Here is a 15,729-nt window from a genome sequence, read left to right on the forward strand (position 1 = left end):
TAATTTTAAGCTATAATTACTAACAATAAATATAAAGACGTATTTTATTATTTATTTTTTAAACTAATTGGTATAAATATTTACTACAAACTATCATGCAAAATAATTTTCTAAATAGTTTAATTTATTATTAATTTTTTAATTCATCTTATAATTACTTTTTAGTAGTTATTATATCATGAAATTTGAATTCTCTTAGCTAAAAAACCTATCAAAAAAGAGTTATAAAAGAAATAAAATCAATAAAACCTCTTTTTCTAAACTATATGATTTCAAAAACTATTTAGATTTATTATTTTTAAATAAGAAGGTCCTATCGGGATTGAGATTGTTTTTAATAATGTCGATGAATATGTATAGTAAATATCATCATAGACAGTAAAGATCTGATATAAAATTATGAGAGTTAACTTATGAGTTTAGCTAAATTAAAAGTTTATAAGTTAAAAATTCCACCTACCAAATAAACCACTCCAAAACAAAACAAAAAAAGCCTTGTATATTACCTATACAAAGCTTTCTTTTTTAAAAAACCGGCGGCTACCTACTCTCCCGCGTTTGCAGTACCATCAGCGCAAGTAGGCTTAACTTCTGTGTTCGAAATGGGAACAGGTGAGCCCTACCGCTATAACCACCCTAAATATCTTAATGGGATTTTATATAATTTTGTAAACTCTTACGGCCAATTCTATTAACTTTTATTTTTTTCTTGGACGAAATCTCCGGGTAATTAGTACTACTCGGCTATGACATCACTGCCTTTACACCTGTAGCCTATCAACGTGGTATTCTCCCACGACCCTATATCGAATTCTTATCTTGTGGCGAGTTTCGCACTTATATGCTTTCAGTGCTTATCTCTTCCAAACTTAGCTACTCAGCGGTGAACCTGGCGGCACAACTGATACACCAGAGGTTTGTTCAACTCGGTCCTCTCGTACTAGAGTCAACTCCACGCAAAATTCTACGCCCGCAATAGATAGAGACCGAACTGTCTCACGACGTTCTGAACCCAGCTCGCGTGCCACTTTAATGGGCGAACAGCCCAACCCTTGGGACCTTCTCCAGCCCCAGGATGTGACGAGCCGACATCGAGGTGCCGAACCTCCCCGTCGATGTGAGCTCTTGGGGGAGACTAGCCTGTTATCCCCGGAGTACCTTTTATCCTATGAGCGATGGCCCTTCCATACGGAACCACCGGATCACTATGTCCTGCTTTCGCACCTGCTCGACTTGTCGGTCTTGCAGTCAAGCACCCTTATGCCATTACACTCTGCGCACGGTTGCCAAGCGTGCTGAGGGTACCTTTGAAAGCCTCCGTTACTCTTTTGGAGGCGACCACCCCAGTCAAACTACCCACCACGCAATGTCCTTCTGTTCAGAAGTTAGGCTCCAGATAAATAAAGGGTGGTATTTCAACGTCAACTCCTCGACTCCTGGCGAAGCCGATTCTTAGTTTCCCACCTATCCTACACATCATTTACCCGAAGTCAATACGAAGCTATAGTAAAGGTTCACAGGGTCTTTTCGTCCCATTGCGGGTAATCGGCATCTTCACCGATACTACAATTTCACCGAGCTCATGGTTGAGACAGTGCCCAGATCGTTACACCATTCGTGCAGGTCGGAACTTACCCGACAAGGAATTTCGCTACCTTAGGACCGTTATAGTTACGGCCGCCGTTTACTGGGGCTTCAGTCAAAGGCTTCGCTTGCGCTAACCTCCTTCCTTAACCTTCCAGCACCGGGCAGGTGTCAGACCCTATACGTCATCTTGCGATTTTGCAGAGTCCTGTGTTTTTGATAAACAGTCGCCTGGGCCTTTTCACTGCGGCTCCCTTTTTACGGGGAGCGACCTTTCTCCCGAAGTTACAGGTCTATTTTGCCTAGTTCCTTAACCATGATTCACTCGAGCGCCTTAGGATACTCTCCTCATCCACCTGTGTCGGTTTTGGTACGGGCGCTGTAAACTTGCCTTAGAAGTTTTTCTTGAGAGCTCTTACCTACACTATCCATTCCACCGTAGCTTCCTGGTACTTTCACTTTCGGCATCTGCAACGCATTTTACTATTGCTGATTTACCTACATGCTTTAACGTACTATTCCGTCAGTACGCGGTAGTGTCATTACTCTGTCACTCCATCGAATTTACAGCCGGTATCGGAATATTAACCGATTTCCCATCGATTGCTCCTCTCGGATTCACCTTAGGTCCCGACTTACCCTCAGCTGATTAGCATAGCTGAGGAAACCTTGGATTTTCGGCGTGAAGGTTTCTCACCTTCATTATCGTTACTTATGCCTACATTTTCTTTTCTATACGCTCCACAATAAGTCACCTTACTGATTCTGCGCATATAGAATGCTCCCCTACCGAAATTTTCATTTCGCATAGCTTCGGTAGTATACTTATGCCCGAGTATTATCCATGCCAAACCGCTCGACTAGTGAGCTGTTACGCACTCTTTAAATGAATGGCTGCTTCCAAGCCAACATCCTAGCTGTCTGGGCAGTCTGACCTCGTTTGTTCAACTTAGTATACATTTCGGGACCTTAGCTGTTGCTCTGGGTTCTTTCCCTCTCGGACATGGACCTTAGCACCCATGCCCTCACTGCTAAGAAACATATAATAGCATTCGGAGTTTGTCAGGATTTGGTAGGCGGTGAAACCCCCGCATCCAATCAGTAGCTCTACCTCTAGTATACTCTTTCTTAACGCTGCACCTAAATGCATTTCGGGGAGTACGAGCTATCTCCCAGTTTGATTAGCCTTTCACCCCTATCCACAGGTCATCCGAAGACTTTTCAACGTCAACCGGTTCGGTCCTCCACTTTGTGTTACCAAAGCTTCAACCTGCCCATGGATAGATCACAAGGTTTCGCGTCTAATCCCACTAACTCAACGCCCTATTCAGACTCGCTTTCGCTGCGGCTCCGTAGCTGAACTACTTAACCTCGCTAGTGAAATTAACTCGTAGGCTCATTATGCAAAAGGCACGCCGTCACATCTTATGATGCTCCGACCGCTTGTAGGCGTATGGTTTCAGGGTCTCTTTCATCTTTCTTTTCGAAATACTTTTCACCTTTCCCTCACGGTACTTGTTCGCTATCGGTCTTCAAGGAGTATTTAGCCTTGGAGGATGGTCCCCCCATGTTCAGACAGGATTTCACGTGTCCCGCCCTACTCTTTTTCATACATATCCAGATTTCACTTACAGGACTTTCACCTTCTTTGGTTGTTCTTTCCAAAACATTCTGCTATCTAATTACATACTTTTGGGCTCTTCCGATTTCGCTCGCCACTACTCTCGGAATCTCGGTTGATTTCTTTTCCTCTTCCTACTTAGATGTTTCAGTTCGGAAGGTTTGCCTTCCCTTGCGGGAATACTATACTCTTGTATAGTGGGTTGCCCCATTCAGACATCTGCGGATCTATTCGTGTGTGCCAATCCCCGCAGCTTTTCGCAGCTTACCACGTCTTTCTTCGCCTCTTGAAGCCTAGGCATCCGCCATACGCCCTTAACGATTTCTTTTCCTTAGCCAATTGTATTGGCCGCTCGGTTTATTTTTTTATATAAAATCCCAATAATGTCAATGATCCGTATATAACACCGGTTCTTTTTTACTACTTCTTTCGTTTTTAGAACCTTGTGGAGAATAAGGGAGTCGAACCCTTGACCTCCTGCGTGCAAGGCAGGCGCTCTAGCCAGCTGAGCTAATTCCCCTTGTTTCCCTTTGTAGTCTCAGGCAGACTCGAACTGCCGACCTCTACATTATCAGTGTAGCGCTCTAACCGGCTGAGCTATGAGACTGATTGATTTTTATTTTCCTCGTTGCTCCTTTTACTCTTCTTCTTATGTCTTACCTTTTCCTTACAGGGGCTTTTCAGGGGTGTTATATATCTTGTGTTTTTTTCAACTTTTTACTTACTCTTTTATTTGTTTAAGTAGGAAACACCTGGAAGTTGTCAGCTTCTTTTGGGGTTTTTATTCCTTGTTTTGACTTTTTGCTCTAAAAAAGAGATGTTCCAGCCGCACCTTCCGGTACGGCTACCTTGTTACGACTTAGCCCCAGTCACTAGTTTTACCCTAGGCAGCTCCTTTTACGGTCACCGACTTCAGGTACCCCCAGCTTCCATGGCTTGACGGGCGGTGTGTACAAGGCCCGGGAACGTATTCACCGCAGCATGGCTGATCTGCGATTACTAGCGATTCCAGCTTCATAGAGTCGAGTTGCAGACTCCAATCCGAACTGAGACCGGCTTTTGAGATTCGCATCTGGTTGCCCAGTAGCTGCCCTCTGTACCGGCCATTGTAGCACGTGTGTGGCCCAGGGCGTAAGGGCCGTGATGATTTGACGTCATCCCCACCTTCCTCGCGGTTTGCACCGGCAGTCTCATTAGAGTTCCCGACTTTAATCGCTGGCAACTAATGATAAGGGTTGCGCTCGTTATAGGACTTAACCTGACACCTCACGGCACGAGCTGACGACAACCATGCAGCACCTTGAAAATTGTCCGTAGAAATACTTATTTCTAAGTACGTCAATTCCCATTTAAGCCCTGGTAAGGTTCCTCGCGTATCATCGAATTAAACCACATGCTCCACCGCTTGTGCGGGCCCCCGTCAATTCCTTTGAGTTTCAACCTTGCGGTCGTACTCCCCAGGTGGGATACTTATTACTTTCGCTTAGTCACTGAGAAGTTAATCCCCAACAACGAGTATCCATCGTTTACGGCGTGGACTACCAGGGTATCTAATCCTGTTCGCTCCCCACGCTTTCGTCCATCAGCGTCAATCGGTATTTAGTAACCTGCCTTCGCAATCGGGGTTCTGTGTAATATCTATGCATTTCACCGCTACACTACACATTCCAGCTACTTCAATACTATTCAAGATTAACAGTATCAACGGCAGTTCTACAGTTAAGCTGCAGGTTTTCACCGCTGACTTATCAACCCGCCTACGGACCCTTTAAACCCAATAAATCCGGATAACGCTCGCATCCTCCGTATTACCGCGGCTGCTGGCACGGAGTTAGCCGATGCTTATTCGTATGGTACCTTCAGAACATTACACGTAATGTGGTTTATTCCCATACAAAAGAAGTTTAAAACCCATAGGGCTGTCGTCCTTCACGCGGGATGGCTGGATCAGGCTCTCACCCATTGTCCAATATTCCTCACTGCTGCCTCCCGTAGGAGTCTGGTCCGTGTCTCAGTTCCAGTGTGGGGGTTCACCCTCTCAGGCCCCCTAAGGATCATCGTCTTGGTAAGCCGTTACCTTACCAACTAACTAATCCTACGCATGCCTATCTGTATCCGATTAATCTTTTAATATCTGCCAATGCTGACTGATATGTTATCCGGTATTAATCCGGGTTTCCCCGGGCTATCCCGGTGATACAGGTAAGTTGCATACGCGTTACGCACCCGTACGCCGGTCTCTCTTGAAGCAAGCTCCAAAATACCCCTCGGCTTGCATGTGTTAGGCCTCCCGCTAGCGTTCATCCTGAGCCAGGATCAAACTCTCCATTGTAATTTCTTTGTTATTATCAATTTCAAGGCTTTTCCCTAACTCAAAAGAATCTCTTTTCTTCCAGGTTGTGTTTTGCTACTTTTTATCTTTCGTAAGCTTTGTTTAAAAAACTTTTTATTTCAACGATCTTTTGCGCTTCTCAGGTCCCTCTTCTTCTGTTTTTCTCTTTCGTTGTTCCTGACTTGCGGGTGCAAAGATAGCTACTTTTTCTTTCCCCGCAAGTTTTTTTTTAATCTTTTTTTAATCTTTTTTGCTAAATAATCATTAATGTCCTGAATACCACCTATTTAACCTCCAAAAAAATTTTTAATTTTTTTTTATTTACTCCCGCTTCTCTCCTCATCATTTGTATTGGACCTTATGGGCTCGTTCTTATTCTTTTCTATTTTATCATCTTTATAGGTTGTATTCTCTATATTTATATTGCTAGTTTTTATATTCGTATTCTCTAATGTTTTTATTCTGTTACTTATTTTATATATATAGGTTGATAGTACACTTTACTATTAATACTTTTTAATGTATCTTTTATTTAACATTATTGTTCTTTACGGAGTTTTTCCAGTTCTGCAGCCACTAAATGATGTGATATTGTTTTTTCTTTAAATATATTGAGTATCTCCTTCTTTTCTTTTTCCGTTGCTCCTAATTGATTTATTATATTGGTAAGATGCATTTTCATATGTCCTTTTTGAATTCCTGTTGTAATTAATGATCGTATTGCAGCAAAATTTTGAGCCAGTCCAGCAACTGCTACAATTTGCATAAGTTTTTCTGCTGAGGGATTATTTAATATTTGTAAGGATGCTATTACTAATGGATGAAGTTTCGTTAAGCCTCCAACTATTCCTAAGGATATAGGCAGATCAAGCCAAAAACGAAATTGATCGTTTTTAATTTCACAATGAGTTAAACTGGTGTATTTCCCTTTATGTGAGGCATAGGTATGTGCACATGCCTCAACTGCTCTAAAATCATTTCCTGTGGCTATTACTACAGAATCAACTCCATTCATAATTCCTTTATTGTGAGTAGCTGCTCTATAAGGTTCTACTTCTGCTATTTCAACTGCTTGTTTAAACTTCCAGGCAAATTCCTCCGGAGGCATTCCGCTGTCGTCCTTTAAGTCTTTTATTTTACAGCTCACTTCTGCTCTCGCCATACAATCGGGGGTATAATTGGAAAGTATAGACATAATTATCTGCAGGTTGTTCTTTTCTTCTTCATTAAATATATTGGATTTTTGAAATTCTGTTTTAAATGTTTTTGAAAATTGTTCAAGGCATGAATTTATAAAGTTTGCTCCCATACTATCTTGTGTATTAAAAGAACCTTTTATCTGATAGTAGTTTTCAAGCTCTTTGGATTTATCTATTAACTCTATATTCACAATTCCTCCTCCTCTCATCTGCATATTCTTAGTGAGATCCTTCGAATGTTTAATAAGTTCTTCTTTTAAATGGGTGTTAAACCATTGTAATAATTTACTTCCTTCTCCTTTATATATGAAGTGTATATGTCCTAATTTAGTGTTTCCTAAAAGTTTCGTTTTAAAACCTCCTTTATCTAACCAAAATTTAGCCGATTTGGAGGCAGCCGCTACTACTGAGCTTTCTTCTATAGCCATGGGCAACGCATATATTTCATCATTTATTAAAAAATTGGGAGCTATACCATAGGGAAGATAAAAATTGCTTATAGTGTTTTCTGTAAATTCGTCATGTAGTTTTTGCAAATCAGCGTTATGATTCCAATACTGTTCTAATATATTTTTTAAATCTCCTGAACCTCCTCCGTATTGTTGATTTAGCCAGTTAATTTTTTGTTCTTTGTTTAGTTTTGAAAACCCTTCAATAATTTTACTTTTCATCTTATTACTTGATTAAGTCTTTAACAAAAGTAAAATATATAATTATATATCGTAATTATTTACATTTATTGTTCATGACATTTTGTTTTTTTAATACTATAGTTTAGTAACATTCTTTAGAGGTACAATCTTTTATATATAGTATAAGTAATTAAATTATATTTTTTTGAATATTTTTTTATACATTTTACTCTTTTTAAATTATTTTTTAATTTTAGAATTAAAATCCTCTATTTTGTTTACTTTTTTATATTTATTTTTTTAAACTTTTAGTATATATTTGTATTAAAACCTAAAAGTAAATGGAAAACCCATCCACTGCAGTCAATATTGAACAGAAATTAGCTTTTGATTTAGCCAACTATACTAACAAAAACATTTTTATAACCGGAAAGGCGGGTACGGGTAAAACCACTTTTTTAAAGGAATTGAAAAATTCTACTAGAAAAAACACTATTATCGTAGCTCCCACGGGAGTTGCAGCTATTAATGCGGGAGGGGTTACTATACATTCTTTATTCGGGTTTCCTCTTACAAGTTTTATTCCTGTTAATGACGGATGGATTGATCGGAATATTGCTATCACTAAATTAGAACTTCATCAACATTTTAGGTATAATAAAGATAAGAGAAAATTATTTTCGGAGGTTGAATTATTAATTATCGATGAAGTTTCCATGTTGCGTGCGGATATTCTTGATGCTATTAACTGGTCTTTGCAATACACAAGAAAAAATGCAGCTCCTTTTGGAGGTGTACAAATACTTATGATTGGAGACATGTATCAATTGCCTCCTGTAATAAAAGAGGAACAATGGAATCTTTTAAAGAATTATTATAAAAGCCTTTTTTTCTTTGATGCATTAGTTTTGCAAAATAATCCTCCGGTATGTATTGAATTCAAAAAAGTATACAGGCAAGATGATCCTGTTTTTATAAATTTATTGAATGCTATTCGATACCAGGATTTTGATACTATTGATTTTGAATTACTTCATGAAAGATATGATCCTGATTTTATTCCGAAGGAACCCGGTTATATAACTTTGACAACTCATAATTCTATTGCTACTTCCATTAATGAGAATGAATTAAGAAAACTCAATAAACCTATTAAGTTTTTTGAGGCTATTGTAGATGGTGTATTTCCTGAAACCTCTTATCCTACTGATATGGAATTGGTATTAAAAGAGGGCACTCAAATCATGTTCATTCGAAATGACAGCTCCGGCAACAGAAGGTATTTTAACGGAAAAATCGGTATTATTGAAAAAATTGAGGATTTTGAAATTTATGTTCGATTTGAAAATCAAAAAGAATCCTTTTTATTGGAACATGAAGTTTGGAAAAATATAAAATATAGTGTTGATCCTGAAACGGGCAAGATTACGGAAGAAGTTTTGGGATCATTTTCTCAATTTCCCATTCGACTTGCTTGGGCTGTAACTATCCATAAAAGTCAAGGGCTAACTTTTGATAAAGTAATTGTTGATGCAGGAAAATCTTTTGCTTCCGGCCAGGTTTATGTTGCCTTAAGCAGGTGCCGAACTTTAGAAGGAATTATTTTAAAATCTATTATAAAAAATCATAATATTATTCAAGATTCTAAGATAAATGAATTTCAAAATCAAATGTGGAATGTGCATGAGTTAGAAAATACTCTTAATGAAGAGAAATATAATTTTGGACTTGAAACTCTTTTTAAATCTTTATCGGTTCTTTCTTTAACTCATAGGATTCAGGATTGGCGAAAATTGACTATTGAAAAATCTATTCCTGAAAAACAACAGGTTTTGGATTTAATTACTTCTATTGATGAATGCTTACATTCTCTTTTGTTAATCAATCAAAAATTTCAACGAAATATTCTTTCTCGTTTTAATTCATCAACAATTATCAATAAAGAGGAAATATGGCAAACTATTGAAATGAGGGCTAAAGATGCTGTGGAATATTTTGCAGATGAGCTTTTTCTTAAAGTTTGGAAACCTTTGCAAACTCATTATCTTGATTATAAAAATAAATCAAGAATTTCTCAATATCTAAAATTCATTTGTGAATTTGAAAATGATAGTAAAGTGAAAATAAAATATATACTTTCCACGAATCTTATTGATCAACGGATTACATATAAAGAATATGTTTTTACTTCTGATTCCGAAACTTTTTCAAAAGCCAATAAAAAAGAAGACACTGTTGAATTAACTTTACAGCTTTTGCAAGAAGGAAAAAATCTTACAGAAGTAGCCAAAGTTAGAAATTTGACGGTTTCTACAATTAGCAATCATGTGGCTAAATTGATTTCTAAAAATAAAGTATCTGTATATGATTTTATCTCTGAGGAAAAGTATGTTTTGATTGAAAAAAAATTAGCTGAGTTAAATACTAAAGAATTAAAACTTATTAAGGAATCATTGGGAGATGAGGTTTCTTACGACGAAATTAAATTTGTACGAAGTGACTTGGGGATATAAATAAACAATACTGTGAGTAACTGAATTTTATTTTTCAAGTACGCGTATTTCTACTCTTCTGTTTTGTGCTTTACATTCAGGTGTATCATTAGCTTCACAAACCGGATGCTGTGATCCATATCCTTCAGATGATATTCTTTCTGTTTGTACTCCTGATTTGATTAATTCTTCTTGAACGGTTTTTGCTCTATCTTCTGAAACTTTTTTATTAGTTTCTTCTGATCCGGTAGTATCGGTATATCCTCCAATTTTAACTTTAGCTTTAGGAAATGCTTTTAAAATTTGTGCTAAATTTTTTATTTGTTTTCCTGATTCTGTAGTTAAAGTGGTTTTACCTGTATCAAAATATACTCGATCTAATGTAATCCAGCCTTTGGTTTTATCTTCATTTACATTTAGAGTTGAATCTTTTAGAAAATTAAACAATTTAGCCTCGGTTGAATTGTTTCCTACTTCGAAAATTTCTTCTCCGTTCGGAAGTTTTATGGTAAATATATCCCCGGTTTCATATATAAAATTTCCTGTTGCAGGATCTAAAGTACCTTGAATGACTGTACCAATTTTATCTACTTCAACCGATTGTTCTTTTTCTAATTTTTCTTTTTCTGCCTGTTGTTTTTCAAGTTCTTCTTTTTTATCTCTGGCACATTCACAACTTGTTATAGTACAAACAATTGTTAAAGCTCCTAAAAATTTTACAAGGGGTTTATATAATTTTTTATTCATATTAATAATTTAATGTAAAAAAATTAACTCACAGTATTATTTATTAAGAAGGTAAATTTACATTAATATTTTAATTAAGATAATCTAAGAAATGAATATTTTTTTTTCAAGTTATTCTTAAATATTTTTAGGCTACATATACTATTTAATTTAGCTTAAATTTAAGTAATTTGTTACTTTCAAATACATTTATAAAAAATACGATAAAGTATAGATAAATTTTTAAATTTTAAAAACTAAATTTGTCGTAAATTACATTACTTGTTTGAAAAGATCCCTAATAATAGGGATAATATATTTCGTAAGTCTAATATTTATGGGGAATACATTCTAGTTTCCAGTGATTAACCATAAATTACTCTAATTTCATTAAAAAAATTATTTTACCTAAAAAGTTTTAATCTTGAATATCAGAAATTCTGATAAATATTATATTAATTTATTTTTTAGTATATCTAAATCTTTAATTTCATATTCAGGCTCTTCATTCCACTCTTTTCCTAGTAAAATTCTACCATTAGCTTTTTTACTTCTTCTTATTCCATCTTCCCCCCAAGTACCCCATTGTTTAAAAAAGAAAGCAACATTTTTATTATCACATTGATTCTGAATATCAATAGCCCATATAGGCTTCATGGGTCTAGCTTTTACCCCACTTTCTCCTCCAACAATAACCCAATGAATTCCAGTCAAATCTAAATCTCCCATCGCCCCAATCAATGGTTCTATTGATAAAAATCTAATTTTTGCATCAATTTTTCTTAGAACATCTATTCTATGTTTAGTCTTAGCGTATTCAATTGTAACTCCAAGCCAAACATTATCAGGTACTTTTTTATCCTTAAAATATTCCTCTAATCTCTTTTCTCTTTTAGTTAGAATCTGATATTGATGTTGAGGCGTTTCATCAATTACTTTAAAAACTTTATCCAAAAATTCTATGGTTATTTTTTCATGAAATAAATCTCTTATAGAATTTATAAAAAATTTAGTAGGCTTTTTTATATTTTTGGGTACTTCCAGCCTTTCAGGCATTAATGTAAATTTAAAACCATCTTCATAACCTGGTGTTCCCATAGCTTGTAACCTTTTTACCATTACCTCAGCGTAGCAGAATTTACAACCTGCTGTTATTTTATTACATCCCGTTGAAGGATTCCAAGTGGCATCTGTCCATTCTATTTTTGACTGTTTCATTTTATTTTGTTTTGATTTCTATCGGTTTTTTTACTAATTTATGTATGCCATCACTAACAGTCTTAACCGGTTCAATTTTATTGTCTTTTACTAGTTTTTTTAATATTTCATTACAATGTTTAGTCCGACAGCCAAATTCTAAAGTTTTAAATATATTTTATGTAATGATTTTTCTTTATTATCAAAAATTTCTTTTTTTATTTCTTTTTCTAATAATCCTAATTTTTTTATTGTATTATCTTCCTCAAACATTGAAAATTGTCCATCTATTATTTTTTCTTCGTCTATATTAAAATTAGCATCTCCAGTATTAGGATTAATCTTCCATGCGACCTTTAAAAATTTTTCAATGCCATATGAATGATTAGAACCAAAAATTAATCAATAAATATTTTTTCCTTTTTTTATTGAAAAGTATGAAGTTTTTTTGCGTTCTAATGGAGGTACCGACAGTGGTATATCTGCAAAAATGAGAACTATAAAAGCTTTATATAATGATGCAATATCTAAAGGATATGCAAAAAAAGAAAATTATCCTTTTGATAATTACAAAATTTCTAAGCTAAAAGGATGTAGTTATAAACGTGCTTTATCTCTGGATAACATTAAGAAAATAACGGAAATGGATATTACCAAATATCCCAATTTAGTAGATACTAAAAATTATTTATTATTTAGTTATTATACACGAGGAATGAATTTTTATGATATGATGAATTTACAATGGAATAATGTAAAGGAAGATAGAATTGTATATATCCGGAGAAAGACAAAAGGTAATTTTACAATCAAAATATTACCCCCAGTAAGAAATATATTAGATTATTACAAAGCTCAAAACAGGAAAACAAAATATGTATTTCCTATTCTATTGAAAGAAGGATTAACTCCTGTACAAATAGAATATAGAAAAGATAAAACTTTAAAGAAATACAATAAGGATTTAAAACTAATAGCAGAAGCTTGTGAAATTACTGAAATTATAACTTCTTACATTGCCAGACACAGCTTCGCAACCTATTTAAAAAAAAGGAGTCTCTACAGATGTAATTTCAGAAGCTTTAGGACATCAAAATTTAGCTATTACCCAAGCTTATCTTAAAGAACTGGAAAATGATATTATTGATGGAGCTATGGAAAAACTTTTATAAAAGTGCCAAAGTGCTATTTTTTATCTAAAATATAATCCAATACACTCAATTAATAAATCCCTGAATACATAAATATTCAGGGATTCCTGTTTTTATTCATTTTAAAATAAAACAATTCACAATAAAATTAACCCTTAAATATTAAAAACTATACAACTCAGACCCTCAGAAAGAAAAAAAGCTAAGATTAAAATGGCTTTACAAGGAAGTTCAGGTTCAGGAAAGACTTATTTCAAGCCTGCTTCTTGCACAAGGATTAACCAATGGAGACTTTTCCAAAGTAGCCATTATAGATACAGAGAATGGAAGTGCTGATTTATATGCACATTTAGGCTCTTACAATGTACTTTCTTTAACCCCACCCTTTACACCAGAAAAATATATAGAAGCTATTGAAGTTTGTGAAAAGGCAACAATGGAAGTTATTATCATTGATTCTATTTCCCATGCTTGGGATGAATTATTGGACTTTCATTCCAGACTAACAGGTAACTCTTTTAACAATTGGGCTAAAGTAACTCCCAGACAAAAAGCCTTTACTAATAAGATTTTACAATGCAATGCTCATGTAATAGCTACTATGAGAACCTAGCAGGATTATGTATTAAACCAGAAAGATGGTAAAAGTAGGATTAAAAGCAGTACAAAGGGATGGATTGGATTATGAATTTACCTTAGTCTTTGATGTGGATATAAAACATTTTGCAGTTTCCTCTAAGGACAGGACAGGCTTATTTATGGGTAAACCTGAATTTGTTATTAATACCTACACAGGAAAACGAATTCTGGAATGGTGTAATCAAGGCTCTTTACCAGTAGCATCTTCTTCTCATACTAAGTTATCAGAAAATAAACTATACCAAAAAATAGAATCCTGCACCAGCCTTTCAGATTTATCTGTACTGTATAAAGAATACCCGGAATATCATAATAATTTAAACCATGTATTTATGGAAAAGAAAAAACTGTTATCCCTATTAACCAACCCTCAAAACTTTTCAACTAATGGACATTCTCAAAATAACTAAACCAGTTTCACCAGAAGAAGCTTTTGACCTTAGACCAGTAAATAAAACTTCAGAGAATTCTCCTTCTCTGTTTGATTCAAAAATAGAAAATAATAAAAGTAGTATATATCAAGCTACTGGTACTATGCGAAATGATGTACTACCAGTAGCTTCTTCTATATCTAAAAATCATCAATCCAAACCTTTTATAGAAGCTAATACAGAAGAGGTAAACCTCTATCATTTGAAAAATGACTGCATTATTCCTGTATTCTCAAAAGATAATGAAAAAACCATAGCTCATCAGGAATTTATTGAAATAGCACAAGAGTGTGCAAGTAAAGCTTTCCTATATCAAAGTATGGAGACTCCAGAAATACGGGTATCTCACCAGATTAAAGGAAGAACTCCTGATGCTATACATAAGAATGTTAAAGACCTTTTAGACCTTGAGAAAACCATCTATTATGAAAGAATGGCTTTTATTATCAGGATAACTGGTATTTCTGATGTTATTAATGGAAATGAACTTTCTTTAACCATAGAAGGAGTAAGAGCCTATAATCAGGAAAATCTGTATAATAAAAAGAGTTTTGAAAAATTTAAGTTTTTTATTGGATTCTAGAATCTGGTCTGTTATAATATGTGTGTTTCTTCTGATGGCTTTGTTTCAGAAATGAGGGTAAGCTCTTATCAGGAACTGCAAACCAAAATTTTGGAAGTTATCCGAAATTATCAGGCAAAAAACCATTTAAAACAGATGAAAGATTTTATCCAATATTCCATTACTGAACATCAGTTTGCTACTTTGGTAGGTAGAGCAAGGTTATACCAGCATTTACCTAAAAAACTTAAAGCAGAAATCCCTGAATTAACTTTTAATGATGGGCAATTTAACACCATAGCCAAAGATTATTATAGTGATGAAAGTTTCAGTAGGAAACAAGGTACTGGTGATATATCTTTGTGGTCAGTTTACAATCTGTTTACCCAGGCTAATAAGAGCAGTTATATTGATACTTTTTTAGAAAGGAATTTAAATGCTTTTGAGTTTAACAAAGGTATTGTTAAGGCAATCAATGGTAATTCTAAGTATCATTGGTTTTTGAGTTGAGAAGAACTCCAGTCTTTAATTAAAGACTGGAGTTTATTTTACTTGAGAAATCTAACATCAAGTGATATAATATAATTTTCTTATTACTGGTAATTGTTGTATGTTCAGATATATAAGATAAGTCAAAATTATCTATAAATTGATAATCTTTTAGAATAGTTATTCTTCTTGTATTTTCTTTAATATCAATCTTATTAACCACAAAACCAAGCATACCATTTGCTTCCAAATGTGTTGGATATTTTTCAGTAATAAACCTATTTATACCATCATTTACATATTTATTGTTCAGACTGGTTTGATAATGAGAATTCAGACCATCTATCCTTTTGCATTCAATCAAATAATAAGGTTTATACTCTCCTTTCATCGTCTTAATCATATCTAAAACACGAATATCCACCCTACCATCTATTGTCTGTATTTCCTTATCAAATTTATATTGTCCAATTCCTAATTTCTCTTTTATGTAATGATTATCAAGATATTCATCAGAAATAAATAAATTTCTTATGTCATTCTCATCATTGTTGATAATTATATTTGATTGTAATATTTCCAAATAACAATCATATATACAAGATAAAATATACTTTAAGTCTCTATCTTGATATTTTTTTACAAAAATATTATCTTGAGGAATATTCATATTT

At 34.6% G+C, this 15,729-nt stretch carries 6 protein-coding genes, 2 tRNA genes, 3 rRNA genes and 2 pseudogenes; 4 read left to right on the forward strand and 9 right to left on the reverse strand.

All coding sequences use genetic code 11. The annotated features are described in order from the left end of the window. Window positions 1-531: 531 nt before the first annotated feature. From rrf to GYM72_RS08925, 6 genes are all read right to left on the reverse strand, one after another. Window positions 532-639 (reverse strand): 5S ribosomal RNA (gene rrf / locus GYM72_RS08900). Between the two features lie 71 nt (window positions 640-710). Next, window positions 711-3,533: ribosomal RNA gene (locus GYM72_RS08905) — 23S ribosomal RNA — on the reverse strand. 118 nt (window positions 3,534-3,651) lie between these two features. Further along, window positions 3,652-3,725 (reverse strand) — tRNA-Ala (locus GYM72_RS08910). A gap of 13 nt (window positions 3,726-3,738) precedes the next feature. Continuing rightward, a tRNA-Ile gene (locus GYM72_RS08915) sits at window positions 3,739-3,812 on the reverse strand. A gap of 203 nt (window positions 3,813-4,015) precedes the next feature. Further along, a 16S ribosomal RNA gene (locus GYM72_RS08920) occupies window positions 4,016-5,537 on the reverse strand. Together the 16S, 23S and 5S rRNA genes with 2 tRNA genes alongside form the textbook arrangement of a ribosomal RNA operon. A gap of 538 nt (window positions 5,538-6,075) precedes the next feature. After that, window positions 6,076-7,407 carry a hydroxymethylglutaryl-CoA reductase, degradative gene (locus GYM72_RS08925; protein ID WP_220264146.1) on the reverse strand — a complete coding sequence of 444 codons (1,332 nt, stop codon included), beginning with the start codon at window positions 7,405-7,407 and terminating at the stop codon, window positions 6,076-6,078. Window positions 7,408-7,709: 302 nt separating this feature from the next. Here GYM72_RS08925 and GYM72_RS08930 point away from each other — a divergent pair, with 302 nt between their 5' ends. After that, the gene (locus tag GYM72_RS08930) at window positions 7,710-9,881 is read left to right on the forward strand and encodes a helix-turn-helix domain-containing protein (protein ID WP_220264147.1); all 2,172 of its coding nucleotides are present in this window, start codon (window positions 7,710-7,712) and stop codon (window positions 9,879-9,881) included. Between the two features lie 27 nt (window positions 9,882-9,908). Here GYM72_RS08930 and GYM72_RS08935 read toward each other — a convergent pair whose 3' ends face one another. Both GYM72_RS08935 and GYM72_RS08940 read right to left on the reverse strand, forming a co-directional pair. Next, on the reverse strand, window positions 9,909-10,607 hold the full coding sequence (locus tag GYM72_RS08935) for an OmpA family protein (protein WP_220264148.1): 699 nt from the start codon (window positions 10,605-10,607) through the stop codon (window positions 9,909-9,911). 429 nt (window positions 10,608-11,036) lie between these two features. Next, window positions 11,037-11,804 (reverse strand): DUF5131 family protein, encoded by a 768-nt coding sequence (locus tag GYM72_RS08940; RefSeq protein WP_220264149.1) that lies wholly within the window; start codon window positions 11,802-11,804, stop codon window positions 11,037-11,039. Window positions 11,805-12,210: 406 nt separating this feature from the next. On the opposite strand from GYM72_RS08940, the gene GYM72_RS08945 reads away from it, so the two are divergent. From GYM72_RS08945 to GYM72_RS08955, 3 genes and pseudogenes are all read left to right on the forward strand, one after another. After that, entirely contained in the window at window positions 12,211-12,906 is a 696-nt protein-coding gene (locus GYM72_RS08945) for a phage integrase SAM-like domain-containing protein (protein WP_255571606.1), read from the forward strand. A gap of 199 nt (window positions 12,907-13,105) precedes the next feature. Then, window positions 13,106-13,983 (forward strand): annotated as a pseudogene (locus tag GYM72_RS09995) (ATP-binding protein). Between the two features lie 124 nt (window positions 13,984-14,107). Continuing rightward, a pseudogene (locus tag GYM72_RS08955) lies at window positions 14,108-15,076 on the forward strand (DUF3871 family protein). Between the two features lie 19 nt (window positions 15,077-15,095). Here GYM72_RS08955 and GYM72_RS08960 read toward each other — a convergent pair. Further along, a complete protein-coding gene (locus GYM72_RS08960; protein ID WP_220264151.1) occupies window positions 15,096-15,725 on the reverse strand; it encodes a hypothetical protein in 630 nt (209 codons plus the stop codon). Window positions 15,726-15,729 lie beyond the last annotated feature (4 nt).

The sequence above is a fragment of the Apibacter sp. ESL0404 genome (genome assembly GCF_019469245.1).
Taxonomy (GTDB): Bacteria; Bacteroidota; Bacteroidia; order Flavobacteriales; family Weeksellaceae; genus Apibacter.